Raw genomic sequence first — 24,749 nt, 5'->3', positions numbered from 1 at the left:
CGGCGGGTTCCGGACCGGGGTCGGTCACAGCTTGGCGCCGCGCTTGCGCTGCAGGCTCAGCAGCAGGCCACCGCCGATGCCGATCAGCAGGCCGACGCCGAGCAGCCAGAACTTGCCGATGCCGCCGTCCTCGTCCTTCTTCGCCGGTGCCGAGGCGGTCGGCGAGGCGGAGGCACCGGCGGAGGCACCGGCGGACGTACCGGCGGCCGCCTTCGGCGCCGGACCGAGCGCGGTCAGCTGCCCGACCAGGTCGGCCCCGCCGAAGGCGCGCGGGTCGCGCTGCGCGGCCTGGGCGACCAGCAGCAGCGTGGCGGTGGCCGCGGCGTCGGTGCCGCCCTTGGTCCAGGTGCCGGCCTCCTTGGCCAGCCAGTCGACCGCCCCGGCGGCCTGCTGCGGGTGCCCGCCCTGGATCAGGCCGAGCGCGGCCCAGGCGGTCGCCGTGTAGTCGGGGGTGGGCGCGGCGCCGGGCATGGTCAGCATCAGGTGCTGCCCGTTCGCGGCCAGCTGCGCGGTGAGGTACGCGCCCACCGCCTCGCCGGAGTCGGCGCGAGCCACCGGGGCGGTGCCGGTAGCGCCGGAGGCGGCCCCGTCCGGGCAGCTCAGCGCTTTGGGCGCGGCGTCGGTGCGGTTGGTGTTGGCCACCGGCAGCTTGCCGCCGGTCGCGGCGAGCGAGGCCTGGCCGCTGGCGAGGGCGTTCGCCTCGGCGGCCGGGCCGCCCGGCTGAGCGGCCTGGTAGACGAACGCGCCGCGCTGGTCGGCGGGGGCGGCGCAGCCGAGCTGGAAGGCGGCGAGCCCGTCGAAGGCGTTCTTGCCGGCCTTGGCGACGCCCGCCGGGTCGACCTTGGCGGCGAGGAGGGCGTTGACGGCGAGGCCGGTGGAGTCGGCGTCACCCGGGTTGTCGGGGTTGAAGGCCCAGCTGCCGTCCGCGTTCTGGTTGGCCTTCAGCCACTGGACGCCCTTGTCGACGGCGTCCTGGTGCCCGCCGAGCGCGACCAGCGCCTGGACGGCGACGGCGGTGGCGTTGCTGTCCTCCAGCTTGGCGTCGCAGGCGGTCGCGGCGTCGGCCCGGTACGAGGGCCAGCCGCCGTCCGCGCACTGCTGGCCGGTGAGCCAGCCGACGGCGGAGTCGGCCGGGGTCGCCTTCGCGGCGGCGAGCGCGGTCAGGGCGAGCGACTGCCGCCACACCCCGTCGTAGCTCGGGTCGCCCTTGCCGTACAACCCGTCGGGGGTCGCGGCCGGCGCGGTCGGGCCGGTGGCCCCGGGGGAGCCGGGCGCGGGGGTGTCGGCGAACGCCGGGGCGGCGGCGGTGCCGGTGAGCAGCGCGGCGGTCAGGGCGGCGGCGCCCAGACGGGCGGCGGTCAGCATGATCGGAGGTGTGCCTTTCGTGAGCGGTGTCGACCCGGACGGGCCGTTCCGTAGCCCTCGACGGTGCCCGGCGGTGGTCCGCCCGGCGGGGCCGCTCGCCTCTCCCCGGGCACTCCGACTCACCCGGCGCGCGTGGCGTCGGGCTCACGGTTGCGGGGTCAGTGCCGGATTCGCACCGGCTTTCCCCGGAGGAGAAGCGGGATGGAGTTGTCCTGCATGTCGACTTTAGCCGCCGCGCCGGGTCGGCCGGACCGCGGCGGGTGAGAACACGTTCCAGTCCGAGGGGCCGGGGCCGGGCGTGCTCAGGGGAGGGTGAGCAGCCGGGCGGCGGTGTGCAGGTCGGCGCGGACCTCGGCGATCGAGGCGCGGCCGGAGAGCCAGGAGACCAGGGCCGCGTGCCAGGTGTGCTCGATGACCCGGACGGCGGCCCGCTGGGCCTCGGTGGGCGGTTCGGACTGGCCGATCGCGTCCAGGATCAGCTGGCCGGTGGCGATCGAGACCTGGTCCACCTCGGCGCTCACCGAGCGGTCGGCGAAGGACAGGGCGCGGACCATCGCCTCCGCGAGCAGCGGTTCGCGCTGGAGCGCGTGGAACGCCCGGGTGAGCGTCTCGGCAACCCGCGGCGCCGGTTCGCGTTCGGTCGGCGGGTGCCGGCGGACCTGTTCCTGGAGGCCGTGCAACTGCTCCAGCATGACCGCGACCAGCAGGTGCACCTTGGAGGGGAAGTACCGGTAGAGCGTGCCCAGCGCCACCTGCGCACCCTCCGCGACCTCCCGCATCTGGACCGCGTCGTACCCGCCGCGGGCCGCCAGCGCGGTCGCGGTCCGCAGGATCCGCCGGCGCCGTTCGGCCTGCCGGGCGGTGAGCGGCGGGGTCAGACCGGACCCCGGGGATGCCTGGGACGACGGAGACCCCGGGGACGCCGGAGACCCCGGGGACGCCGGAGACGCCGGCGGCGTGGCGGACGCGGGGGTGGACAGGGCGGGTGACGGCAAGGGGTGCTCCCGGGGCGCGAGAGTGGCGGGGCTGCTCCGGTGGTGCTGGCGCGTGCTGGTGCGTGTTCGTGTGTGTTCGTGTGTGTTCGTGTGTGCCGGTGCGGGCCGGCGCTGGTGCCGGTGCGACGGGTGGAGTACGGCGGGGCGCGGTGGACGAGTGCGGTGCTCAGGCATGGTGCCCGGGCGTGGCGTGAATCACCAGCCCTGGCTCCTGAGCGGAAGCTACGGGCCGGTATCTTCGAGGTCTCTCATTGTTCACAAGGTCAGCGGTGAACTCCACACCAGACTGAAACCTGATCTACTTTACCGACCGGCAGCACAGACAGCAGCAGAGATGAGGGCCGACGATGACCGCGCAGCCGCTGCGGATTGCCCTGCTCTCGTACCGCGGCGACCCGTTCTGCGGCGGCCAGGGCGTGTACGTACGGCACCTCTCCCGTGAGCTGGCCCGCCTCGGCCACCACGTGGACGTGATCGGCGCCCAGCCGTACCCCGTCCTGGACGAGGTCGAGGGACCCGGCTCGGTCCGCCTGGTCGAGCTGCCCAGCCTGGACCTCTACCGGGCCGACGACCCCTTCCGCACTCCGGCGCGCGAGGAGTACCGCGGGCCGGTGGACGTCCTGGAGTACGCGACCATGCGCACCGGCGGCTTCCCCGAGCCGCTGACCTTCTCGCTGCGCGCCCGCCAGTACCTCGCCGCGCACCGCGGCCGCTACGACGTCGTGCACGACAACCAGACCCTCGGCTACGGCCTGCTCGGCCTGGCCCGGCACGGCTTCCCGCTGGTCACCACGATCCACCACCCGATCACCGTCGACCGCCAGGTCGAGCTGGACGCGGCCACCACCCGGCTCAAGCGCCTCTCGCTGCGCCGCTGGTACGCGTTCACCCGGATGCAGCGCCGGGTCGCCGCCCGGCTGGACCACATCATCACCGTCTCCGGCACCTCGAAGCGCGAGATCGCCGAGCACCTCGGCGCCGCGCCCCAGGCCGTGACCGTGGTGCCGATCGGCGCCGACACCCGGCTCTGGTCCCCGTCGGACGCGGTGGCCCGGGTGCCCGGCCGGATCGTCACCACCTCCAGCGCCGACGTGCCGCTGAAGGGTCTGGTGCACCTGGTCGAGGCGCTGGCCAAGGTCCGCACCGAACGGGACGCGCACCTGGTCGTGGTCGGCAAGCCGCAGAAGGAGGACGGGCCGATCGCCCGGGCGGTGCGCGGCTTCGGCCTGGAGCGGCACATCGAGTTCCGGCACGGGCTGACCGACCGGGAGCTGGTGGACCTCTACCGCTCCGCCGAGGTCGCCTGCGTGCCGTCGCTGTACGAGGGCTTCTCGCTGCCCGCCGCCGAGGCGATGGCCACCGGAACGCCGCTGGTCGCCACCACCGGCGGGGCGATCCCCGAGGTGGCCGGACCGGACGGCGAGACCTGCCTCGCGGTGCCCCCGGGCGACGCGGACGCGCTCGCGTCGGCGCTCGGCCGGCTGCTGGACGACCCGGAGCTGCGCGCCGCGCTCGGTGCGGCGGGCCGCGACCGGGTGCTCGCCCGGTTCACCTGGGAACGCGCCGCCGAGCTGACCGTCGAGGGCTACCGGGCCGCGATCGCCACCGGGGTCGGGCGCCGGGCCCGCTCCGGACCGGGCTGGCGCTACGTGGCCTGACGGCCCGTCAGTCCAGTTCGCCCTGCTGGTTGTTGTCGTCTCCTCGCGGTCCGTCTGACTCGGCGTCAGGAGCGTTTGGTACCGAAGGAATGGGAGTCCGCAGTGCTGACCGTTGATTTCTCGCGCTTCCCGCTCGCCCCCGGCGACCGGGTGCTCGACCTGGGCTGCGGCGGGGGACGGCACGCGTTCGAGTGCTACCGGCGCGGCGCCAACGTGGTCGCCCTCGACCAGAACGCCGAGGAGATCGCCGAGGTCAGGAAGTGGTTCGCCGCCATGGAGCAGGCCGGCGAGGCCCCCGAGGGCGCGTCGGCGGTCGCGATGGAGGGCAACGCGCTGGCCCTGCCGTTCGAGGACGACTACTTCGACAAGATCATCATCTCCGAGGTGATGGAGCACATCCCGGACGACAAGGGCGTGCTCAACGAGATGTTCCGGGTCCTCAAGCCCGGCGGCCTGCTCGCCGTCACCGTGCCGCGCTGGCTCCCCGAGAAGATCTGCTGGGCGCTCTCCGACGAGTACCACGAGGTCGAGGGCGGCCACATCCGGATCTACCGCGGCGACGAGCTGCTCGACAAGCTCAAGGACGCCGGCCTCAAGCCGTACGGCACCCACCACGCGCACGCGCTGCACTCGCCGTACTGGTGGATAAAGTGCGCGGTCGGCGTCGACAACGACAAGGCGCTGCCCGTCAAGGCGTACCACCAGCTGCTGGTCTGGGACATCGTCGGCACCCCGGTGATCAGCACCCTCACCAAGGCCGCCGAACGGGCGCTCAACCCGGTCATCGGCAAGAGCTTCGTCGCCTACGCGTCCAAGCCGAACCGGGCCGGGGCGCAGCGCGACAACGCAGGGCGGGCCGGCGAGTGACCGCCGCCGTCCCCGAGGCCCTGCTGCTCGACGGGGTGCTCGACGCCGAACAGGCCGCCGGAACCGTCCGCAGCATCCTCGCCGAACAGCAGCCCGACGGCGCCATACCCTGGTTCACCGGCCACCACCTCGACCCCTGGGACCACACCGAGGCGGCGATGGCGCTGGACACCGCCGGCGAGCACGCCGCCGCCGAGGCCGCCTATCGCTGGCTGGCCGCCCGCCAGAACCCGGACGGCTCCTGGTACGCCGCCTACTCCTACGGCCGGCCCGAGCACGCCGACGGCGCCGTCTGCAACGCGGCCAAGGAGACCAACTTCTGCGCCTACATCGCCGTCGGCGTCTGGCACCACCACCTCTCCACCGGTGACGACACCTTCCTGGAGTGGATCTGGCCGACCGTCCGGCGCGCGCTCGACTTCATCGTCGCCCAGCGCCTGCCCGGCGGCCCGATCGCCTGGCGGGTCGACGAGCACGGCGAGGCCACCGACGAGGCGCTGCTCACCGGTTCGTCCAGCATCCTGCACGCGCTCCGCTGCGGGCTGGCCGTCGCCGACTACCTGGAGGAGCCGCAGCCCGACTGGGAGCTCGCGGCCGGCCGGCTCGGGCACGCCGTCACCCACCACCCCGAGCGGTTCCTCGACAAGGACCGCTACTCGATGGACTGGTACTACCCGGTGCTCGGCACCGCGCTGCGCGGCCCGGCCGCGCTGGAGCGGATCGCCCGGGACTGGGACCGCTTCGTCGTCCCCGGCCTCGGCGTGCGCTGCGTCAGTGACCGCCCCTGGGTCACCGGCGGCGAGAGCGCCGAACTGGCCATGGCGCTCTGGGCGGTCGGCGAGTCCGACCGCGCGGTGGACATCCTGCGCTGGATCCAGAAGCACCTGCGGCACACCGACGGCTCGTACTGGACCGGGTACGTCTTCGAGGACGACGCGATCTGGCCGGAGGAGCGCACCACCTGGACGGCGGGCGCGCTGCTGCTGACGGTCGCGGCGCTCGGCGGCGACCCGGCGACGGTGTCGGTGTTCGGCGGCGAGCACCTGCCGACCGGGCTGGTGGTCCAGGACTGCTGCTGAGCGCGGTCCCTGGCCGGAGGTCCCGGTGGGTCGTTCCGGCGGGGACGGCGTTACGAACCGGCGGGAGGTCCCGGCGGGGAGAGCATGACGAAGGGGCGGGACCGGAGAGATCCGGTCCCGCCCCTTCGTCGTTCCCGCTGTCGGGCTCCGGCGGCGGTCAGCCGCGCTGGATGCCCGAGGTGTCGGCCAGCACGCCCTGGGTGCCGTCCTGGAGCTGGGCCACCAGCGCGGTGCCGCGCTGTTCGACCGCCAGGTACCAGGTGCCCGGGACCAGTTCGCCGACCGCGGCGCCGGCCGGGTTGTCCTTCGGGGCCAGCTGACGCGGCGCCGGGACGGCGAACCAGAACGGCGCGAAGTCGGCCGCCGGGGCCGGCTGCGGCTGGGCGGCGGCGGCCTGGGCGGCGGCCTGACGGGCGGCCTCGGCCTCGGCGGCCTGCGCGGCGGCGGCCGCGGCCTGCTGGGCGGCGACGTCCTGCGGCTGACCGGGCTGGCCCGGCTGGCCCGCGACCGGCTGGCCGGGCTGGCCGGCCTGCGGGGACGGGTAGCCGTAGCCGCCCGGCTGGCCGCCGAATGCCGGGGACTGCGCCTGGCTCGGGTCCTGCCCCGGGCCCGGGTAGCCGTAGTGGCCCGGCTGACCGGGCTGGCCCGGCTGGCCCGGGGCGGGGTAGCCGCCGCCCGGGTACGCCGGCGCGGCCGGCTTGTCGGTGACCAGCGGCGTCTTGAGCACCGGGATCAGCTGACCGCCGGCGGCCGCACCGGCCAGCACGATCAGCGCGATGACGGCGAGCCAGGCACCGAAGCCGTGGCCGATGCCCTCCAGGCCGCCGCCGAGCGCCCACAGCGAGGTCCAGAGCGCGGCCACCGAGAAGGCGATGCCCCACTGGTCCAGGCGCAGGCCCAGGATCTGACGGTTCGCGGCCGCCGGGCCCTGGAAGCGCTGCACCAGGATCAGGACGGCGGCGAGGATGCCGAGCAGGAAGACCGAGGGCAGCACGGGGAACAGGACGCTGTCCCAGGCGTTCGTCGAAGTGTCGCCGCAGTACTTGCCCTTGCACTCGACGGACCAGTACGGCAGGAAGGAGGCGATGAAGAGCAGGACGGCCGCACCTGCGACGGCGGCGTCTCCCTTGGTGAGAGCGCGCAGATTCACTAACGTTCCCCTCGTTGGTGTGTCGTGGTCGGCGGTTTTCGCGTCGGCGGTTCTCGTACCCGTGCCTGGCCGGTCGGCTGACCGGCCGGAAAACCCCGAACGGACCAGAAGCCTAGGGCCAACCGCGTCGCGGGTGCACAGCGGGCTCGGGAATAGGGCGAAGTCGTTGCAAACTGCGCGCTTCCGGCCCCGTTGGTCCACTGCCCCGTCGGCCGATTCGTCAACCGTCCCGACGGCCTTCCCGCCGGTTCGTCGGAGGGCCCCGGCCACGTCGGCTACCGGGTGGTCAGGAACGACGTCAGCGCGTCGGCGATCCCCTGCGCGGCCTGCTGGCGCCACTGAGGGTCCGTCATCCGGCGGGCGTCGGTCGGGTTGCGCATGTTACCGCACTCGATGAAGACCTTGGGCACGGCCGACAGGTTGAGTCCGCCGAGGTCCGAACGGGTGTCCAGGCCCTGGGTGGCGGTGTAGTCCGCGTACGGCTCGCCGGTCGCGGTGCGGAACGCGTCCCGCAGCAGCAGGGCGAGCCGGTGCGAGGGCGCGACGATCGCCGAGGTGTCCGCCTTGCCGGCGACCACCTTGGCGGGCGTGATCACGTGGAAGCCGGTGCCGTTCGCCGGCCCGCCGTCCGCGTGCACGGAGAGCGCGACGTCGGCGTGGGCCGCGGCGCCGGCCCGGGCGCGCTCGTCGATGCACGGCCCCCACGGGCGGTCGCCGTCGTGGACCAGCACCACCGTGGCGCCCCGGGCGGCGAGGATCGCGCGGGCCCGGCGGACCACGTCGAGGGAGTACTCGGCCTCGGTGTAGCCGGCGTTGGTGGCGGTGCCGGTGGTGTCGCACTCCTTGCGGGCGTTGCCGATGTCGACCTGGCGGTTGATCTCGGTGGTGTGGGTGGTGTTGCCGGGGTTGTGGCCGGGGTCGAGGAGGACGGTGCGGCCGGTCAGCGCGGTGGGACCGACGGGGCCGGGTACGGCGGTCGCGCCCGGGGTGGCGGTCGTCTCCGGGGTGGCGGTCGCGCCCGGTCCGGTGGCTGTGCCCGGTCCGGTGGTCGTGCCCGGTCCGGTGGTCGTGCCCGGTCCGGTGGTCGGAGTGGTGGCCGGCCCGGGGGCGGCGGTGGTGGCGGCCGTGCCCGGGGTCGGGAGCTGGGCCGCGGCCGTGGCGGCTGGTGCGGCGGCGGGCGGCGGGGTGGCGGGCGCGCCCCGGTCGGGGCTGCCGACCGCCTGCCAGCCCAGCCAGCCGGCCAGGCCGAGCGGGGCGAGCACGCCGACCACGGTGACGGTGCGCAGCAGGGCGGATCGGCGGTGCGGGCCGGTCGGCTCGGCCTGACCGGCGGGTGCGACCGGTGCGGTGGGGGCCGCGGGGTCGGTGGGGCCAGTGGGGCCGGTGGGCTGGGCCTGGTGGGGGTGGGGGGTGGTGCGTGTCACGGGTGGTTCAGATCCGGTCCTGGGTGCGGGGGGTGAGGCCGAACTGGTCGGCGATCGTCTTCCACTTCGCGACGAAGTCCTTCTTCGCCTGGGTGGCCTGCGGGTTGAGCTCGTCGGCGCGCTTCTTGTCGGCGGTGTTCGGGGCGCTGCCCGAGCAGCCCTGGGCGGAGACCGCCCGGGCCCAGGCCGCGTACGCGCGGTCGATGTCGGCGGACAGCTGCCAGGCGGACTTCAGCGAGGCCACCGCGTCCGCCCCGCCGGGCACGTCGGTGACGGTCAACCCGCCGAGCTTGGTGAGGAGTTGGTCGCGCTGCTTGGCGCCGTTGTCGAAGACCTGGGCGGAGGAGTCGATGTCGGTCTTGGCCGGGCAGCTGTTCACCTTGGCGACCGCGTTGCCGATCGGGGCCTTGGCGCTCTCGCCCTGGGTGAGCAGGTCGTCCAAGGCCTTGGCCTGGGTCTGCGCGTTGGGGCCGCCGCCGGCGGTCGGACTGGGGGTCGCGCTCGGGCTCGCCGCCGCGGTGTCGCTCGCGGCGGGCGTCGGGGCACCCGCCGAACCGGTGGGCGCCGGGGCGGGCTGCGGGTTCCCGGACGGGGCGGCGGAACCGGCGGTGGCGGACGGGGCCGGGCCGGCCTGGTCGGTCGAGGAACCCTTGTCCTTGACCGCCCACAGGATGCCGCCGCCCAGCGCCAGCACGAAGAGCAGGGCGAAGGCGATCAGCAGCGGGGCGCGCTTGCTGCCGGCGCCGTCCTCGTCGTCGTCCTGGACGTAGTTGGACGGGTAGTCGTGCTGGGGGTACTGGGGGTAGTCGTGCGGGGCGTAGCCGCCGGGCTGCGAGTAGTCCTGCGGGGAGTGGTCCTGCTGCGGGTGGCCGCCGGACTGCGGCTGCGGGTGCGGCGGGTACGGGGCGGCGGCGCCGTAGCCGGGTTGGTACGGGTGCGCGGACTGCTGGGGCTGGGGCGGGCCGTAGGGCGGGTCGTACGGCGGCGGGACGGGGGTGACCTGCGGGAACGCCGGGGCGGTCGGGGCCGCCGGAGAAGCCGGGGACGCCTGCGGGTACGTCGGCGCGCCCTGCGGCGGCAGCGGCTGGGGGGCGGCGGGCTGCGGGGGGACCGGCTGCGGGATGAGGGCGGTCGGGGCGTCGTGACCGGGCGGCGGCCCGGCCGGCGGCTGCGACTGGGGCGGGGCCGGCTGCTGACCCGCGACGGGGCCGGGGCCGGGGGCCGGGGCGGCGGGCTGTTGGGGACCGCGCACCCAGCCGCCCGCACCGCCGCGGGCGGTGGGGTCCCAGACCGCCGGAGCGGTGTTCTGCTGGTCGGTCATCGTGCTGGCCCCCACGGTCTGCCCGGATGCTCTTGCGCTGGTGCTGTCGCGCGGCCGTCGCCGCGCGGCCGTGCCGCAGGCGCGGGCACCCGTGCCCGCGACCGCGACCGCGCGGACACCGTACCGTTCGCGCCCCCGCCCGACAGCCCCGGCACGACGTTAGAGCATCCGTGATCGCCCGTGGGGTGGGTCAGCCGATTCCGGACACGCCCGCGGGCGCGTGTGGGGGTCGGGCGGGGGTGCGGCGACAGGAGCCGCCGCGGCGCGGGCGGCGGTGCGGCTCAGGCGGCGGTGCGGCTCAGACGGCGGTTCGGCGCAGGACCCGCAGCGAACCCGTCACCGAGACCTCCTCGAACCCCTCCGCCAAGGCCCGCAGGTACACCCGGTACGGCGCCTGACCGCCGTCGGCCGGGTCCGGGAAGACGTCGTGGACCACCAGCAGGCCCTCGGGCGCCAGGTGCGGCACCCAGCCCTCGTAGTCGCCGGTGGCGTGCTCGTCGGTGTGGCCGCCGTCGATGAAGACCAGGGCGAGCGGGCCGCCCCACAGGGCCGCGATCTGCGGCGAGCGGCCGACCAGGGCGACCACGTGGTCCTCCAGGCCGGCCGCGTGCAGGGTGCGGCGGAACCGGGGGAGGGTGTCCATCCGGCCCACCTCCGGGTCGACCAGGGTCGGGTCGTGGTACTCCCAGCCGGGCTGCTGCTCCTCGGAACCGCGGTGGTGGTCGACGGTCAGGGCGACGGTGCCGGTCTCCCGGGCGGCGGCGGCCAGCAGGATCGCGGAGCGGCCGCAGTAGGTGCCGATCTCCAGGACGGGGCGGCCGGTCCGCCGGGCGGCGGTCACGGCGGCGGCGTACAGCGCGAGGCCCTCGTCGACGGGCATGAACCCGGTCGCGCCCTCGAACGCGGCCAGCACCTCGGGCTGCGGGCGCGTGGTCTCCAGGAGGTCGGACATGGTGCTGCTCCTCGGCGGGGTGGTCCAGTGTTCCTGCTCGCCGTCGGACCCTACTCGACGGTAGACCGCCGCCCCACCCCAAGCCCCCCGCCGCTCTCCCGGCCTGCTGCCGCTGCCGTTCCCCTGCCGTTCCCCTGCCGTTCCCCCTGCTGTCCCTGCGGCCCCTCCCGGACCGAATATGTAGACCGGTCTAGAGAGCAGAATTATGTAGACCGGTCTACATAAGTGGACCGGTCTACATATTCGACGTCAAATAAGTAGACCGGTCGACATATTTTTCCCCACTGGTGACCAGCCGCCGCCGATCGGCGGCGGCTGGTCACCTCGCCGGAACCCCGCCGGTCACCCGGCCGGAACCCCGCCGGTCAGCCCGCGAGCAGCGTGCGGGCGATCCGCGCGCGGTGCGAGGCGAGCTCGGCGGCGATGGCGGCGGACTCGGTGGCCGTGCTGGTGACCGCCGCCGCAACGGCCGGGCGCCGTTCGAGCAGCGCGAGCCGCAGGTGGGTCGGCGGGTGGGTGCGGTCCACGGCGTGCCCGTCCCGCCGCGAGCGGCGGAGCAGCCGCTCGCGCTCCAGGGGCCCGATCGCGGCCAGGTGCTCGCGCAGCTGCTGCCAGAGCAGGTCGACGTCCGGCCCCGGCGCGGAGTCGCGCCGCGCGCGCCCGCCCCCGGACCGGGGCCGCGAGTTGATCTCGGCCCGCAGCCGCATGGTCACCGTCCTCGTGGCCGGCCCGAGCAGCAGCGTGGCCAGCAGCCCGCACGCGGCCTCGGTGGACGCGACCCGCGCCCCGAACTCGTCGGCGCGGTACTCCGCCTGCTGCCCGGCCTGCGCGGTGAGCCGTTCGAGCAGCAGGTGCACCCGGTTCAGCAGCCAGCGGACGACGCCGAGGAACGCCTCGCTGAGGTAGTCCCCGATCAGGAAGATCAGCGCGACCAGGCCGATCCCCTCCGAGTGCCGCTGCCGGGGCCGGACGAAGTCGTACCACCGCACCAGCGCCCCGCTCGCCGAACCGAGCCAGAGGCCGTGCCGGTGGTCGCCGTTGATCCGGTGGGCGAGTTCGTGACCGAGCAGGGCGATCCGCTGCTGTTCGTCGAGCGCCTCCCAGAGCGGCAGGCCCAGGGTGAGCACGGACGTCCGGCGCACGCCGACCACCGACATGCTCGCGTTGAAGTCCTGCTCGACCGCGATCACCCCGACCGGCGGCGCCCCGAGTTCGGCGGCGACCCGGTCGGCCAGCCCGTACAGCGCGGGGGCGTCGGTGCGCTTCAGCACGCCGGTCCCGGTCGGCGGCCGGTCCAGCCGGGGGCGGAGCAGGAAGGCGGCGGCCAGGACGACGGCGCCCAGGCAGCGCAGCGGGGTGTTGCCGGTGACGAGCAGCCAGATCCCCGAGCCGGCCAGCGCGACGGTGACCAGGTGGATCGGGAGGGCGAGCGCGGACGCGGCCAGCCAGTCCCGGCGGGTGGTGTCGGCCCGGCCGTCGGCGACCTCCTGGAACAGCCGCTCGGTCCGTTCGGCGGCCGCCTGCTCCCGGGCGAGGGTCTTGGCGTCCTTGGCGGCGTCCTCGGCGGCCTCCTCCGCGGGCACGAGGTTCCACTCGCACGCGGGGCACCACGGGGTGAACCGGGGGTCGGGGTCGAGCGGCCCGGAGCACTGCGGGCAGCCCGACGGACGGGCCGCGGTCGCGGACGGCGCGGTTGGCGCGGGGGAAACGGGCGGCGCGGGTATGGGCGCGGCGGGGTTCGGCACGGCGGACGATCATGCCAGTCCGGCGGCGGCCGGGGAAGGTCTGAACGGGGATCAGGACCGGGCCCGCGGAGCGGCCCACGCCGACTGGAACGTGTTCTACTCCGCCCGGGCGCGCCGTGCCAGAATCGGCCCGACCACCGATCCGCGAAGGACCCGGGAGCAGCCTCATGCGCGCAGCCATCCTGCACAAGACCGGTCAGAGCACCCTCGACGTCCGCGACGACGTCGAGGCGGTGGGCTTCGGCCCGGGAAAGGTGAGGGTCAGGCTGCGGGCCGCCAGCCTCTGTCACTCCGACCTCTCGGCGATGGACGGGATCCTGCCCCAGCCCGCGCCGTTCGTCCCCGGCCACGAGGGCGCCGGGGACGTCGTCGAGGTCGGCGAGGGGGTGACGGACCTCGCCGTCGGCGACCGCGTACTGCTCTGCTGGATGGCACCCTGCGGCCGCTGCGCCCACTGCGAGCGCGGCCGGTCCCACCTGTGCGTGGCCAGCCTGCGGCGGCTCGGCGCCCCCGGGTTCCGGTACGGCGGGTCGGACGCGGCGGGCGAGGCGGGCGAGGTCGGCGAGGCGTCCGGCTTCTACGGCACCGGCGCCTTCGCCGAGGAGGCCGTGGTCGACCGGACCGCGGTCGTCCCGGTGCCGGCCGACCTCCCGTACGAACTGGCCGCGCTGATCGGCTGCGGCGTGACCACCGGCATCGGCGCGGCCGTCCACACCGCCCGGGTCGAGCCGGGCGCGTCGGTCGCGGTGCTCGGCGCCGGCGGGGTCGGCATTGCGGCGGTCCAGGGCGCCCGGGTCTGCGGCGCGGGACGGATCACGGTGGTCGACCCGGTGGCCTCCCGCCGGGAGCGGGCGGCGGCCTTCGGCGCGACCGAGGCGCTCGCCCCCGAGGAGCTCAAGGCGTTCGCGAAGAGCCTGCCGGGCGGCGGCTTCGACTACGTCTTCGAGGCGGTCGGCCGCTCGGCCACCGTCCGGGCCGGGTACGACGCGACGCGGCGCGGCGGCGCGGTGGTGGTGATCGGCGCGGGGGCGCAGGACGACCTCGCGACCTTCACCATGGGCGAGTTGTTCTTCAACGAGAAGCGGCTGCTGCCCTCGCTGTACGGCGGCGCGCCGCTGCCGCGCACGGTCGCGCTGGTGGTGGAGCTGTGGCGGGCCGGGCGGATCGACCTGGCGGGGATGATCACGCACCGGGTCGGGCTCGCGGACGTCAACGAGGCGCTCGCGCAGATGCGCAGCGGCGAGGCGCTGCGCACGGTCGTCACGCTGGACTGAGCCCGGGCCGCTCTCGGCAGACGCACAGAACGGTGCAGGGAACGGCGCAGGGCCCGCCGGACGGTGCCGGCGGGCCCTGACGGGCGCGTTCGCGCGTGCTCGGTTCCCGAGCGTGGTCGGTCCCGGTGCGTCAGCGGCCGGCGGCGCGGTGTCGGCCGTGCGGGTCGACCTCGGGGGCGTCGTCGGCGGCGGAGTGGCCGCGGTGACGGCCGTGCGACGCGGTGTCCTCGGCCGTGGTCTCGTCGGCGTCGGTCCCGTTGACCGCGGGTCCGGTGGTGTCGGTGAGGGTGTCGGACATCAGAATCGTCTTCCGTGCGAGGGTGCAGGTGGTTCGGCGCCCGGCCGGCGGCGTGGGCGCGGTCGGGGGCGCAGCCGGTGATCTCGGCCCGTGCCCCGGCCACCTTAACCGCCGGAGCGGGCGGGGGCCTATCGGGAATCACGACGGTCGCCCCGGGGGCGGCACGGCCCCGAACGGTCCGCCCGCTCCCGGCCCCGTGCCCGTACGACCGGTCGGCGGGTGCCCCGAACCCAGCCAGTGGCCGACCAGTTCGCGGTACAGCGGCGACAGCACCTGGAGGTCCCCGTGCCGGGCGAGCAGGCCGCGACCGCCGTCCAGCAGCAGCACGCGGTCGGCCCGCAGCGCGGAACCGATCCGGTGCGCCACGACGACGAGCGTCCCGGGTCGTTCGGCGAAGGCCCGCTCGACCCGTTCCTCGGCGGCGGCGTCCAGATGGCAGGTCGCCTCGTCGAGGACGACGACGGGTGCGGGGGAGAGGTAGGTCCTCACCAGGGCGAGCAGTTGGCGCTCGCCGGCCGACAGTGCGTCCGGGTCACGCAGCTCGGCGTCCGGCCCGCCGAGCCGTTCGAGCAGCGATCCGGCTCCCAACAGGTCGGCGGTGGCGGAGAGTTGCTCGTTCGATGGTTCACCGTCCGTGAGCCAGGCGAGGTTGGCGCGGACGGTGCCCGGGAAGACGTACGCCTCCTGCGGCAGCAGGGCCACCAGGCGGGCGCGTTCGGGTCCGGGGAGGGTGTGTGGATGGACACCCCCGACCGTCACCGCACCGGCGGACGGGGCGAGCAGGCCCGCCAGCAGCGCGCCGAACGTCGACTTCCCGGTGCCGCTGGGCCCGACCACGGCCAGGTGCCCACCCGGTCCGGCGGAAAGGTCCAACTCCAAGCCGGTGAACAGTGGTTCGGCGTACGGTCCGTGGGCGTAACCGAGGCCGCTGACCCGCAGGGCGCCGGTGCCGTCGCCGACGGTGGCGGCATCCCTTGCGTCGACGGTGACCGCATCGGTGGCGGTCGCCAGCCGGTCCAGGACCACCGAGAGGTTCAGCAGCCAGCCGCCCACCGTGCCCGCCAACGTCCGCACCGCCGGGTCGAGTTGCTGCACCAGATAGGTGGCCGTGCCGAGCAGTTCGCCCGCCGTCAGCCCGCCCCCGTCCAGCAGCCACGGAGCCGCGGCGAGCACGGCCAGGACGGGCAACCGCCCGCCGAGCGCGACCACCAGGGAACGCAGCGCCGCCGCCCGGCCCAGCGCCCGCGCCGCGTCGGCACTCTCCTCGGCGGCCCCGGCCAGCGACTCCGCCGTCCGCCGCTGCGCCCCGGTGGCCTGGACGTCGCGTAGCCCGTGCAGGACGCGGCCCGCCTCGGCCGCCAGCCGCTCCTCGGCCAGGACGACCGCCCGCCGCCGCGCCACCAGCGGCCGCAGCAACCGGACGAACAGCAGGCCCGCCGCCGACAGCGGCAGCAGGACGAGCGGCAGCGCGACCGGCGCGAGCACGGCCAGGCCCAGCAGCGCGGCGACCAGCGTGACCCCGACCCCGCGCAGTGTCCGCAGCAGGGTCGCGGTCAACTGCCTCACCGACTCGACCTGTTCGGTGAGCCGGGCGACATCCGCCGGATCGCCGTACGGCCGGGCGAGCGCACTCCGGACCACCCGCTCCACCAGGGCGTCCCGCAACGGCTCGACCACGGCGGCGAGATGGGGAAACCCGGCCCGCGCCGCGTACGCCCGCACCCCGGCGGCCGCCCCGAACCCGGCAAGCCAAGCCACCCCCACCCCCGGCCGCCCGGCGAGGAACCCCTGATCCACGGCGGCCGACACCAGCAACCCGGACAGCAGCGCCGGCAACGCCTCGACACCCGACCACCCGAGCAGCCGCAGAAGCGCCCCCCGAGTGACAGCCAGCCGTCCCCCGAGCAACCCCCAACCGGGCAAGCGGCCCGGTACAGGAAGTCGACCCGGCCGACTTCCTATGCGGCTGGTATCGGCACCCGGCGCGGTGGCCCCGGACACAGCACTATGGCGCCCCATCAGCCGGCCACCACGCCGAAGACGGCACCCACACCCACGAAAAGCCCCCAACCGAGCGAGCGGAGCGGCACAGGAAGTCGGACCGGTCGACTTCCTACGTGGCCGGTATCGGCACCCGGGGCGACGGCGCCGTGTCGTCCCATCAGCCAGCGACCACTTCGGAGACGGCGGTCGCACACCACACCAAGCCCACGGGCAGCTCCCAGTCGAGGAAACGGTGCGGCATAGGAAGTCGATCCAGCCGACCTCTCGCGCAGGAAGGTGCGACGGGGCACAGCTGCGGCAGCAAGCCTCGGGATAGGAAGTCGGCCCGGTCGACTTCCTGTGCGGCTGGTATCGGCACCCAGAGCGACGTCACCAGGCACGGCACTGTGGCGGCCCATCAGCGGGCTGCCGCTTTGAAAGCGGTGCCAGCGAGAACGGCAGCACAGCACTCCAGGCTCATGGGGACTCCCGACCGGGGGAACGGCGCGGTATAGGAAGTCGGACTGGCCGACTTCTCGTGCAGGGGTATGCGGACGCAGGTTTTGGCATAGGAAGTCGGGCCGGCGACGTTCAGGCGGGGAGGTGCGACGGGCGCAGCTGTGGTGGGCGGCATGGGGGCCGCAGGTTTTGGCGTAGGAAGTCGATCCTGCCGACTTCCTGTGCGGCCGGTGCCGGTAACCCGGGTGGTGGTGTTGGGGTGGGCCATCAGTGGGTTGCCGCTTCGAGGGTGGTGCCGGAGAGGGTGGTGCGGTAGTCCGGGTCGGCGAGCAAGTCCCGGTGGGGGGCGAGTGCGCGTAGTCGGCCGGCGTCCAGCCAGGCGACCAGGTCCGCGTGTGCGGCTGCCGTCTCGCGGTGGGCTACGACCAGCCGGGTGCGGCCTCGGGTGGCGCGGTCCAGTGCCTCGCCGACCTGGTACTCGGTGGCGAGGTCGAGGCCCGACATGGCGTCGTCCAGTACCACCACCCTGGTCGGGTGCGCCAACAGGCGGGCCAGTCCGAGGCGTTGCAGCTCGCCGCCGGAGAGCCGGAGTTCCTCCGGTGGGGTCTCCCAGCCCAGCGGGAGCCGACGCAGGAAGCCGTCCGCGTGGGCGGCCGTCGCCTCCGCCGGGCCGGCGCCGTCCAGGGCCTCGCGCACCGTTCGCCCGACCAGTACCGGCCGGGCGAACGCGTACCCGACGGCGTCGCGCAGTGCGGCGGGGGTCAGTTCGGTGACCGGGACGCCGTCGAGCAGGACGGCGCCCTCGTCCGGATCGCGCAAGCGTCCCGGCAGTGCGGCCAGCAGCGACTTCCCGGCACCCGATCGCCCCACCAGCGCGACCGTCGCCCCGCCCGGCACGGTGAGGTCGAGCGGGCCGAGGAGCGTCCGGCCGTCGCCGTCCCGCACCACCACGTTCTGGAAGTGCAGTGTTCCGGGGCCGCCGACGGGTAGGTCGGTGGTCCCGACGGGGGATGGCTCGAACGCCAGCACCTCGTCCACCCGGGCCTGCCCGGCCCGCGCGTGCGCGACGCCGACGAGGGCCTCGACCTGCTCGAACAGTCCGGCTCCCAGCGCCGCCCACCCGGCCGCCGCGGCCAAGCCGCCGGGTGCCAAGCGGCCGTCCGCGACCAGGGCGCCGGCGGTGGCCAACACCGCCACCTCGACCACGGCGACCAACAGCATCGCCTGCCACGCCGTCCGCCGCTGGGCCGCCCACAACGCATGTCCGGCCGCCGATAGGGCCTCCAAGCCGCCTGGCGCGGTGGAGGAGGGGATAGAGGGGGTGGAGGGGGCGGCTTTGGAGGCGTCCACCCGCTCGGGAGCTCCGTCGGCCCGGGGGCCGGTGGTCGTGGACGTGGCCGGGCGCCCGGCGGGATCGGGCCGCACGGCGGTGCTGCTCGGGAGGGTGCCCCACGTGGAGGTGGCCGGCGCGCCCGACGCCGTGTCGGTGAGGGCGCCGCCAGTGGGCGTGGATGGGGCTGAGTGCACGGCGGTGCTGTCCGCGCGCGGGGTGAAGGAGGCGGGCAACGTGCCCCACGTGGAGGTGGCCGGCGCGCCCGGTGCCGTGTCGGTGAGGGCGTCGCCAGTGGGAGTGGACGTGGCTGAGTGGGCGGCGGTGCTGTTCGCACGCGGGGTGACGGCGGCGGAGGGCGTGCCCGGGGCTGGGGGCTCGGGTGGGGTGGGGGTGGGGCCGAGGAGGCGGGTTGCTTCCTGGTGGGTGGTGCCGGCGGCGTGGATGGTGCGTAGGCCGGTGAGGGCGGCGGTGAGGCGGGCGGCGAGGGCGGCCTGGGCCTCCTGGTAGCGGAGGAAGACGGGGCCCGCGTCCCGGAGGAAGAGCCGGATCAGCACCGCGCCGGGCAGGACGCCGGCGAAGAAGGCGAGGGCGAGCCAGGGGGACAGCACCCCGAGTCCGACGATCGCGCCGACCGAGCCGAGCAGTGCCGTCCCGGCGCCGAGGAGGGCCGGGAGGCGGCCGCCCGCGTCGGCGGCGGAGCCGGTCAGGCGGGCGGCGAGGTCGCCGGGGGGTGGTCCGCCGCGGGTGGGGCGGCCGCCGGGGCCGAGGGTGAGCAGGTGGGCGACGAGGCGGCCGCGCAGTGCCGCGGTGGCTTCCGCCGCGCAGGCGGGGCCGGCCGCCGCGGCGAGGGCGTCGGCGGCGGCCGCCGTGCCGAGGACGAGCGCGAGCCGGACCAGGGCGGTGGACCAGGCGCCGGACCGGCCGTCGGCGGCGTGGTCGAGTGCGGCGTCGACGGCGCCGGCGAGGGCGGCCGGCAGGGCGAGCGTGGCGGCGGCCCCGACGGGCAGGGCGGTGGCCAGGGCGAGGGTCCGGCCGGTCGGACGGCGGGGCATGGGGGCATTCCTCGGAGAGGTCGGAGGGAGGGCGAACGGACGGTGCCGTCTCCGCCTGTCCGGACAGGCGGAGACGGCACCACCGGGGCTCGGGTCGTCGGCCGGCGCGCTACCGGCGGTCGACCGTCGCCACGATCTTCACCACTAGCTGATGGTGAAGATCAGGCAGGTCAGGATGAGACACGTGAACTGGCAGCCGCCGCCGTGGCCGGTCAGCTCGACGGACTCGGTCTCGGGCAGCTCCTGCAGGGCCGCGAGGTCGGTCTCGAAGTCCACCATGTTCTCCATGATCGGGTTCCTCCCCTGGTGTTCGCGCCCGCCGCGATCTGCGGTGCGGGCGACGGGTGTTGCTCCCCCGGGCGGCTCGGTCCGCCGCGTCGGGGCTGTCCGGCCGCGCAGGGCGCGGCCGGGTACCCGGGCCGCACAGGGCCCGGGAGTCTGAAAGGTGTGGTGCGCGGAGAAGAGGAGGGCTCAGCCCGGTCGGCCGGTGCGCAGGAACCCGGCGAGCAACTCGTGCAGCACCGCGCCGCCCTCCTCGGCGAGCACCTCGTGCCCCGCCCCGGCCGCCTCGACGTAGCGGAAGTCGGCGCCCTCGGTGCGGCCGATCCGCAGCAACTCGTGTCTCAGCGACCGTGATTGGCTCACCGGGACGACCTCGTCCCGGTCGCCGTGCACGATCAGCAGCGGCGCGCCGATCCGGTGGGCGAGCTGGAGGACGTCGCGCGGTCCGCGGGCGTCCGCGATCGGCTCGCCGCCGCCGAGTCGGGTGGTCAACGCCCGTACGGGGGTGGAGGCTTCGGCCAGCAGTCGGGCGCCGGACAGGAACGGGGCGACGACCGCGCAGCGGGCCACGTGCTCGGCGGGCGCGTGGGCCGCCGCCAGCAGGGCGAGGAACGCGCCGTAGCTGACGCCGAAGAGCGCGGGCGGTTCGAGGCCGAGCGCGGCGCGCTGGCCGGCGATGCCCTCCAGCAGGTACAGGACGTCGTCCAGGTCGGGGCCGCCCCAGGCGCCGCGGATGGCCATCGCGTGCGCCACCCCGTAGCCGGTGGAGCCGCGTTGGTTCGGGGCGAGGACGGCCAGGCCGTCGGCGGCCATCCGCTGCAGGGCCGGGTCGAACTCCAGCCGCCAGGCGTCCGCGGGGCCGCCGTGCAGGGCGAGCACCAGGTGCGGACTGCTCAGCCAGGCGTCCCCGCCGTACACCACGGCTTCCAACGGACCGGCCGGGCCCGCGAGTTCGAGGCTCTGCGCGGGGTGCCAGCGGCCGCCGTCGCCGGGGGCGGTGGAGCCGTCCAGCCGCCAGCCGGGCGGTGGGGTCGAGGGGTCGGCGCGGCGGGTGCCGGGCTGCCAGGGCAGCAGGGTGTCCCGCCAGGGCCCGCCCGGGCCGACGCCGGCCGAACCGAGCGGCGCCAGTTGCAGCGGCAGCGGGACCGGTCCGGAGGTGGCCGCGGCCGGGCCGTGGGACAGCAGCGCGTCCACGTCCAGGGTGGCGAGCGCGGCCGGGTGGTCCGGGGCCGAGTACGGCATCCGCAGTCCGTCGGCGGACCAGTGTCCGACAGCGCCGAGCCGTCCGGGCGGGACCGCCAGCGGGTCCAGCCGTCCGGCGGCGGGCCGCCAGAGGGCGAGCGAGGAGCCCGCGCCGTGGTCGATCTGGAGGGCCACCCGGGCCCCGTCGGCGGCCGGGCGCAGCGCCACCGGGCGCAGGAACATCCCGGCGACGTGCAGCACCTCCGGGAAGCGCAGCGGCGTGCCGCCGTCCAGGACGCCCCAGCCGATCCGGTCGGTGCCGGGCGCGTCGCTGCGCACCATGGCGAACCGGCTGTCCGGGTCGAACAGCACGAGCCGGTCGTTGCTGCGTTCGCCGATCTCCAGCAGCGGGGTGACGGTGCCGCTGCGCAGGTCCAGGGCCACGGTGCGGACCTGGCCGGCGTGGACGCGGTCGAGCGCCAGCAGCGCGCCGGTGTGGTCCAGCCAGACGCCGCCGCCGTGCAGGCCGGGGAGTTCGGCGAGCTGCTCGGGCGGGGAGCCGTCCGCCCGGAGGGACCAGACGGTGGTGGCCGGGCGGGTGTCGCTGCCCAGGGCCAGGGCGACCGGCGCCCGCGGGCCGGACGGCGCGCCCGCCGGGAGCGGCAGGAGGCGCAGTCCGGGCATCCGGATGGTGGTCAAGGGGCGTTCGGCGGTGACGAGTCGGCCGGTCTGGTCGGTGGCGGTGGAGAGCGTCACCAGGTCGTGGCGTTCGCCGTCGTGCCGGCACAGCAGGACCGAGCCGTCCGGGAGGGCGACCAGCTGGGAGCGGAGGCTCTCGGAACGGTTGCCGGGCAGCTGGAGCCCGGTCGGGATGGCGGGTCCGTTCGCCGGCAGGCGCCAGCTCTCGGCGTACCAGCCGCCGTCGGCGGCGGAGGCGAGGCAGGCGGCGTGGCTGCCGTCGGCGGCGAAGGTGAAGCTGAGCCGGCGCAGCGCCTGCGTCGCGGCCCGGGTGGCCACGTTCATGTCGTCCCCACCTCGATCGGCTCGGTTGCTTCGTCGAACTGGGCTGTGGCGGCAGGGACTTGAAGGAGGGCGGGGAGCGGGACGGGGTCCACCCAGGGGCGCGGTCCGCCGTGTCGCAGGCGCAGCAGGAACGAGAGCGCGCCCGCCGTTCCGGTACCGTACGCGGCGGCGCAGCCGGTGCCGGTCTCGTCGGGCAGCGCCAGCAGGCCGTCCCGCAGGGCCGCTCGGGCGGCGATGAGGGCGCCCAACTCCTCGGCGGCGGTGCGGAATTCGACGTCACCGGTGGCCTCGGCGAGGTCGAGCAGGTACTCGCCGTTGCCGGCCAGGCCGTGGCAGGCGGTGATGCCGCTGTGCCAGCGGGCGGCGGCCACCGCCCGGCCGGCGGCCAGGGCCAGTCGGAGGGCGTCGGCGTCGCCGGTGGCGCGCCAGAGCCGCAGCAGGAAGGTGCCCGCGCCGGAGGAGCCGCTGCACCAGTGCGCCAGTCGGACCGACTCGGGGTCGTCGGCGCTCTGCGGCCACCAGGCGGTCTCGCCGACGAGGCCGCCGTCGCCGGACGCGGGGTCCCCGGGCCCACCGGTGTCGAGGGCGGTGCCGAGGGCGGTGTCGAGACGGGCGGTGGCGACGAGCGTGCGGCCTGCCGCGGCGGCGCCGTCGAACAGGGCCCGGTCCCCGGTCGCCTCGGCGGCGGCCAGCAGGAACGCGCCGACACCGGCGACGCCGTGCGCGAATCCGAGGTGGGTGATCCCGGCGAGCGCCGAGTCGAAGTCCTGCGGCACCGGCCACACCGTGCCGTACGGCGCCGGACGCGCGGCCGCCAGCAGGCCGTGGCCGCAGCGGGCCGCCCGGGCGAGGAAGGCGGCCGGGTCGATCGGCCCGCCTCCCGGTCCTGCGAACAAGTCGTCGGCGGCGAAGCGGAGTTGGAGGAGGCCGGCGCCGGCCGCGCCGTGGCAGACGTCCGGGTTGGGCCATTCGACGGCTATCCGTTCGGCGAGTCCCGCCGCCCGCCCGGCCATCGCCCGGTCGTCCAGGGCGCGGGCGGCGTCCAGCAGGGCCCAGGCGGCGCCCGACCGGCCGAAGTGCAGCCCGGGCAGGACCACCGGTTCGGCGGCGCACCGGCGTTCGATCCACTCGGCGGCGGTCCGGGTCGTCTCCCGGGCCGTCTCCCGGACCGCGTCCGGCAGCCCGGCGGTACCGGCCGCCCGGGCGAGCACGGCCAGCACCCCGGCCGCGCCGTGCTGCACGTTGCACGGGTCCGACCGCTCCCCGGCCGGGACCACGGGCCAGAGCCGGTCCCGCCGCAGCGGGGTGGCGGTGGCGGCGAGGTGCCGCAGTCCGTCGTGCAGCACCCGGTCGAGGACGGCAGCGGCACCGGCGTCGGCGGAAACGGAGGCGGAAACGGAGGCGGAAGCGGAGGCGTCCTTGGGAACGCGGTGGCCCTCGCACTCCCCGGCGGCCGCCGGGGCCGCCAGGGACTCCCGCACCCGGGTCAGGTTCCATCGGCGGCGCGGTTCCTCGGCGCGGAGGCCGAGGACGGCGGGGGCGAGTCGTCGGGCGGTGTCGCCGGAACGGGCGGCCAGGTCGAGCCAGCGGCCCAGGCGGTCGGTGACCGGTCGGGCGCGCGGGAGGTCCTCGGGCAGCAGCGGGTCGTGGCCGGTGGCGAGGAGGAAGAACAGTCCGCCGAGCGCGTACAGGTCGGCCTCCGGCTCGGCCGTGCAGACGCCGGCCCGACCGCCACCGGCACCTTCGCCGGCCCCCGTCCCGCCCGCACCCGCGCTTCCGCCCGCCGCCGCACCGCCGACCAGGGTGAGCCGCCCCGGCCCCTGCTCGGGCGCCCGGTAGCCGGGGGTGCCGGCCGAACCGGCCCGGCTGCCCGCCTCGGCGGCCAGCTCCAGGTCGACCAGCCGCAGCGTGCCGTCCGGCTGGACGAGCACATTGCCGGGGGAGAGGTCGCGCAGCACGAGCCCCTGCTCGTGGACCCGCTCGACGAGGTCGAGCAGCGCGTGGGCCATCGGTCCGGCCTCGGCCCAGTCGACGTCGGGGCTGCCGTCGCGGCGCAGCCGGGCCGCGACCCAGCTGCCGAGCGGCTGCCCGGCGATTCGTTCCTGCACAAGGAAGAGCGAGTCGTCCTGTTCGACGAGTTCGACGGGACGCGGCGCCAGCCCCTGTCCCTCCAGCCGGGCCAGCAGGGCGGCCTCGTGCCGCAGCGCGGCGCGGGCGTCGGTGCCGGCCCGGTCCACCTCGATGTGCGCGCGGGCCTGCTTGACCACGACCTCGGCGCCGCCGTCGGTGTCCCGGCCGAGGAAGACCCCGCCCTTGGCGCTGTGCCGGATCGCCCCGGTCACCACGTACCGCCCGGCGAGCAGCACTCCGCCGCTGCCGCGCCGCCGCGGCGCGACCGGCTTGCCCGCACCCCGCCCGACCGGGCCACCGGCCCCGGCCGCACCGTGCGCGGTCGGCTCCCGCAGCGGGTCCCGCGCCCACGGCGGAACCCGGTAGACCGCCCCGCGCACGTCCTCGACCCGCTCGCCGCCCGGCCCGCGCAGCATCGACCGGTACCCGCCGTCGTTGCCCAGCTCGGCGCGGGCCGCGATCGCCCCGTACCGGTAGTGGACCAGGCTGCCCGGCCGGTACGGGCGGTCGGACAGCACGACGGGCCCGGGCAGGCCGTCGGTGGCGCGGTGCAGCGCGGCGGCCAGCCGCCGGAACTGCGGTTCGCCGTCCGGGTAGACGGTGATGAACTTACCGGCCGAACCCCGGTCGCTGTTGCGCGAGTTGATCTCGTGCAGCTGCGCCGGACCGGCCGCGAACTTGAACGCGCACGGATCCTCGGCGAGCACCTCGGTGACGGCCGCGAGCACCGCGCCGCCGACCGCCGAGGCGGCGCTGACGTGGAGCTTCCACCCCTCGTCGGCGAGTTCGCCCGCGGACGGCCTGGCCGTGCACCAGAAGCCCTCGACGGTGACCTGCCAGCCGACCTCCCCGCCGGCTCGCCGGTCCCCGTCACCTCCTCCCCGACCTCCGGTGCCGCCGGCCAGCGCCGTCCGCGTCAGCTCCGGCCACGGACCGACCGCATCCGGCGCATCCGGCCCCTGACCGGCCCCGCGACCCGCCGAGCCCGTCCCCCCGGCCGTACGCAGCGATGTGCCCGCTCCCATCCGCTCACCACATCCCTTCGTCTGGTGCCGGCGCCCCGCCGGTGCCCACTGCTCCGGCACCCGGGCGCACGGCCACGGCCTGAATCGGTTCGGTTCCTCGGAGATCCGGGATTCGGTTCCTCGGAGATCCGGGAGTCGGACGCCTCGTCCGG

At 75.8% G+C, this 24,749-nt stretch carries 17 protein-coding genes and 1 riboswitch; of the genes, 4 read left to right on the top strand and 13 right to left on the bottom strand.

Features of this window, described 5'->3' with window-relative positions; translation table 11 throughout:
- Positions 1–24: 24 nt before the first annotated feature.
- Positions 25–1,365 (bottom strand): prenyltransferase/squalene oxidase repeat-containing protein, encoded by a 1,341-nt coding sequence (locus AB0N76_RS07780; protein WP_363554271.1) that lies wholly within the window; start codon positions 1,363–1,365, stop codon positions 25–27.
- Between the two features lie 107 nt (positions 1,366–1,472).
- A riboswitch (cobalamin riboswitch) is annotated at positions 1,473–1,551 on the bottom strand.
- A gap of 116 nt (positions 1,552–1,667) precedes the next feature.
- Positions 1,668–2,243 (bottom strand): TetR family transcriptional regulator, encoded by a 576-nt coding sequence (locus tag AB0N76_RS07775; protein ID WP_363554309.1) that lies wholly within the window; start codon positions 2,241–2,243, stop codon positions 1,668–1,670.
- Positions 2,244–2,707: 464 nt separating this feature from the next.
- On the opposite strand from AB0N76_RS07775, the gene AB0N76_RS07770 reads away from it, so the two are divergent.
- The 3 genes from AB0N76_RS07770 (at position 2,708) to AB0N76_RS07760 (ending at position 5,964) form a co-directional block, all read left to right on the top strand.
- Positions 2,708–4,018, top strand: coding sequence for a glycosyltransferase family 4 protein (locus AB0N76_RS07770; protein ID WP_363554269.1), 1,311 nt, complete (start codon positions 2,708–2,710; stop codon positions 4,016–4,018).
- A 102-nt stretch (positions 4,019–4,120) separates the two neighbouring features.
- Positions 4,121–4,885, top strand: coding sequence for a class I SAM-dependent methyltransferase (locus AB0N76_RS07765; protein WP_363554267.1), 765 nt, complete (start codon positions 4,121–4,123; stop codon positions 4,883–4,885).
- Positions 4,882–5,964 carry a prenyltransferase gene (locus AB0N76_RS07760; protein ID WP_363554265.1) on the top strand — a complete coding sequence of 361 codons (1,083 nt, stop codon included), beginning with the start codon at positions 4,882–4,884 and terminating at the stop codon, positions 5,962–5,964. The genes AB0N76_RS07765 and AB0N76_RS07760 overlap by 4 nt, the downstream gene beginning before the upstream one ends.
- A gap of 157 nt (positions 5,965–6,121) precedes the next feature.
- On the opposite strand, the gene AB0N76_RS07755 is transcribed toward AB0N76_RS07760, so the two are convergent.
- From AB0N76_RS07755 to AB0N76_RS07735, 5 genes are all read right to left on the bottom strand, one after another.
- A complete protein-coding gene (locus tag AB0N76_RS07755) occupies positions 6,122–7,114 on the bottom strand; it encodes a hypothetical protein (protein ID WP_363554263.1) in 993 nt (330 codons plus the stop codon).
- Positions 7,115–7,389: 275 nt separating this feature from the next.
- Entirely contained in the window at positions 7,390–8,538 is a 1,149-nt protein-coding gene (locus AB0N76_RS07750) for an N-acetylmuramoyl-L-alanine amidase (protein ID WP_363554261.1), read from the bottom strand.
- A gap of 7 nt (positions 8,539–8,545) precedes the next feature.
- Positions 8,546–9,859, bottom strand: a complete 1,314-nt coding sequence (locus tag AB0N76_RS07745) for a hypothetical protein (RefSeq protein ID WP_363554259.1) — start codon at positions 9,857–9,859, stop codon at positions 8,546–8,548.
- Positions 9,860–10,157: 298 nt separating this feature from the next.
- Positions 10,158–10,811: a class I SAM-dependent methyltransferase gene (locus AB0N76_RS07740; RefSeq protein WP_363554257.1), complete on the bottom strand. Its 654-nt coding sequence runs from the start codon at positions 10,809–10,811 to the stop codon at positions 10,158–10,160.
- 365 nt (positions 10,812–11,176) lie between these two features.
- Entirely contained in the window at positions 11,177–12,394 is a 1,218-nt protein-coding gene (locus AB0N76_RS07735; protein ID WP_363554255.1) for a M48 family metalloprotease, read from the bottom strand.
- A 329-nt stretch (positions 12,395–12,723) separates the two neighbouring features.
- Between AB0N76_RS07735 and AB0N76_RS07730 the strand changes: the two genes are divergently transcribed.
- On the top strand, positions 12,724–13,830 hold the full coding sequence (locus AB0N76_RS07730) for an alcohol dehydrogenase catalytic domain-containing protein (RefSeq protein ID WP_363554253.1): 1,107 nt from the start codon (positions 12,724–12,726) through the stop codon (positions 13,828–13,830).
- A gap of 130 nt (positions 13,831–13,960) precedes the next feature.
- On the opposite strand, the gene AB0N76_RS07725 is transcribed toward AB0N76_RS07730, so the two are convergent.
- The 6 genes from AB0N76_RS07725 to lanL all read right to left on the bottom strand — a co-directional run bounded on the left by AB0N76_RS07725 (position 13,961) and on the right by lanL (position 24,597).
- Complete coding sequence (locus tag AB0N76_RS07725) at positions 13,961–14,128, bottom strand: hypothetical protein (RefSeq protein WP_363554251.1); 168 nt, start codon at positions 14,126–14,128, stop codon at positions 13,961–13,963.
- Between the two features lie 138 nt (positions 14,129–14,266).
- Entirely contained in the window at positions 14,267–15,886 is a 1,620-nt protein-coding gene (locus AB0N76_RS07720; RefSeq protein WP_363554249.1) for an ABC transporter ATP-binding protein, read from the bottom strand.
- 951 nt (positions 15,887–16,837) lie between these two features.
- Positions 16,838–18,955 (bottom strand): ATP-binding cassette domain-containing protein, encoded by a 2,118-nt coding sequence (locus AB0N76_RS07715; RefSeq protein ID WP_363554247.1) that lies wholly within the window; start codon positions 18,953–18,955, stop codon positions 16,838–16,840.
- Positions 18,956–19,099: 144 nt separating this feature from the next.
- Positions 19,100–19,243 (bottom strand): VenA family class IV lanthipeptide, encoded by a 144-nt coding sequence (locus AB0N76_RS07710; RefSeq protein WP_363554245.1) that lies wholly within the window; start codon positions 19,241–19,243, stop codon positions 19,100–19,102.
- A gap of 183 nt (positions 19,244–19,426) precedes the next feature.
- Positions 19,427–21,442 (bottom strand): alpha/beta fold hydrolase, encoded by a 2,016-nt coding sequence (locus AB0N76_RS07705; RefSeq protein WP_363554243.1) that lies wholly within the window; start codon positions 21,440–21,442, stop codon positions 19,427–19,429.
- On the bottom strand, positions 21,439–24,597 hold the full coding sequence (gene lanL / locus AB0N76_RS07700; protein ID WP_363554242.1) for a class IV lanthionine synthetase LanL: 3,159 nt from the start codon (positions 24,595–24,597) through the stop codon (positions 21,439–21,441). Before lanL ends, AB0N76_RS07705 begins: the two co-directional genes overlap by 4 nt.
- Positions 24,598–24,749 lie beyond the last annotated feature (152 nt).

The organism is Kitasatospora sp. NPDC093806 (assembly GCF_040683335.1).
Lineage (GTDB): Bacteria > Actinomycetota > Actinomycetes > Streptomycetales > Streptomycetaceae > Kitasatospora.
The sequence above is the reverse complement of the archived record's forward strand: the minus strand, read 5'-3'. Positions and strand labels throughout refer to the sequence as shown.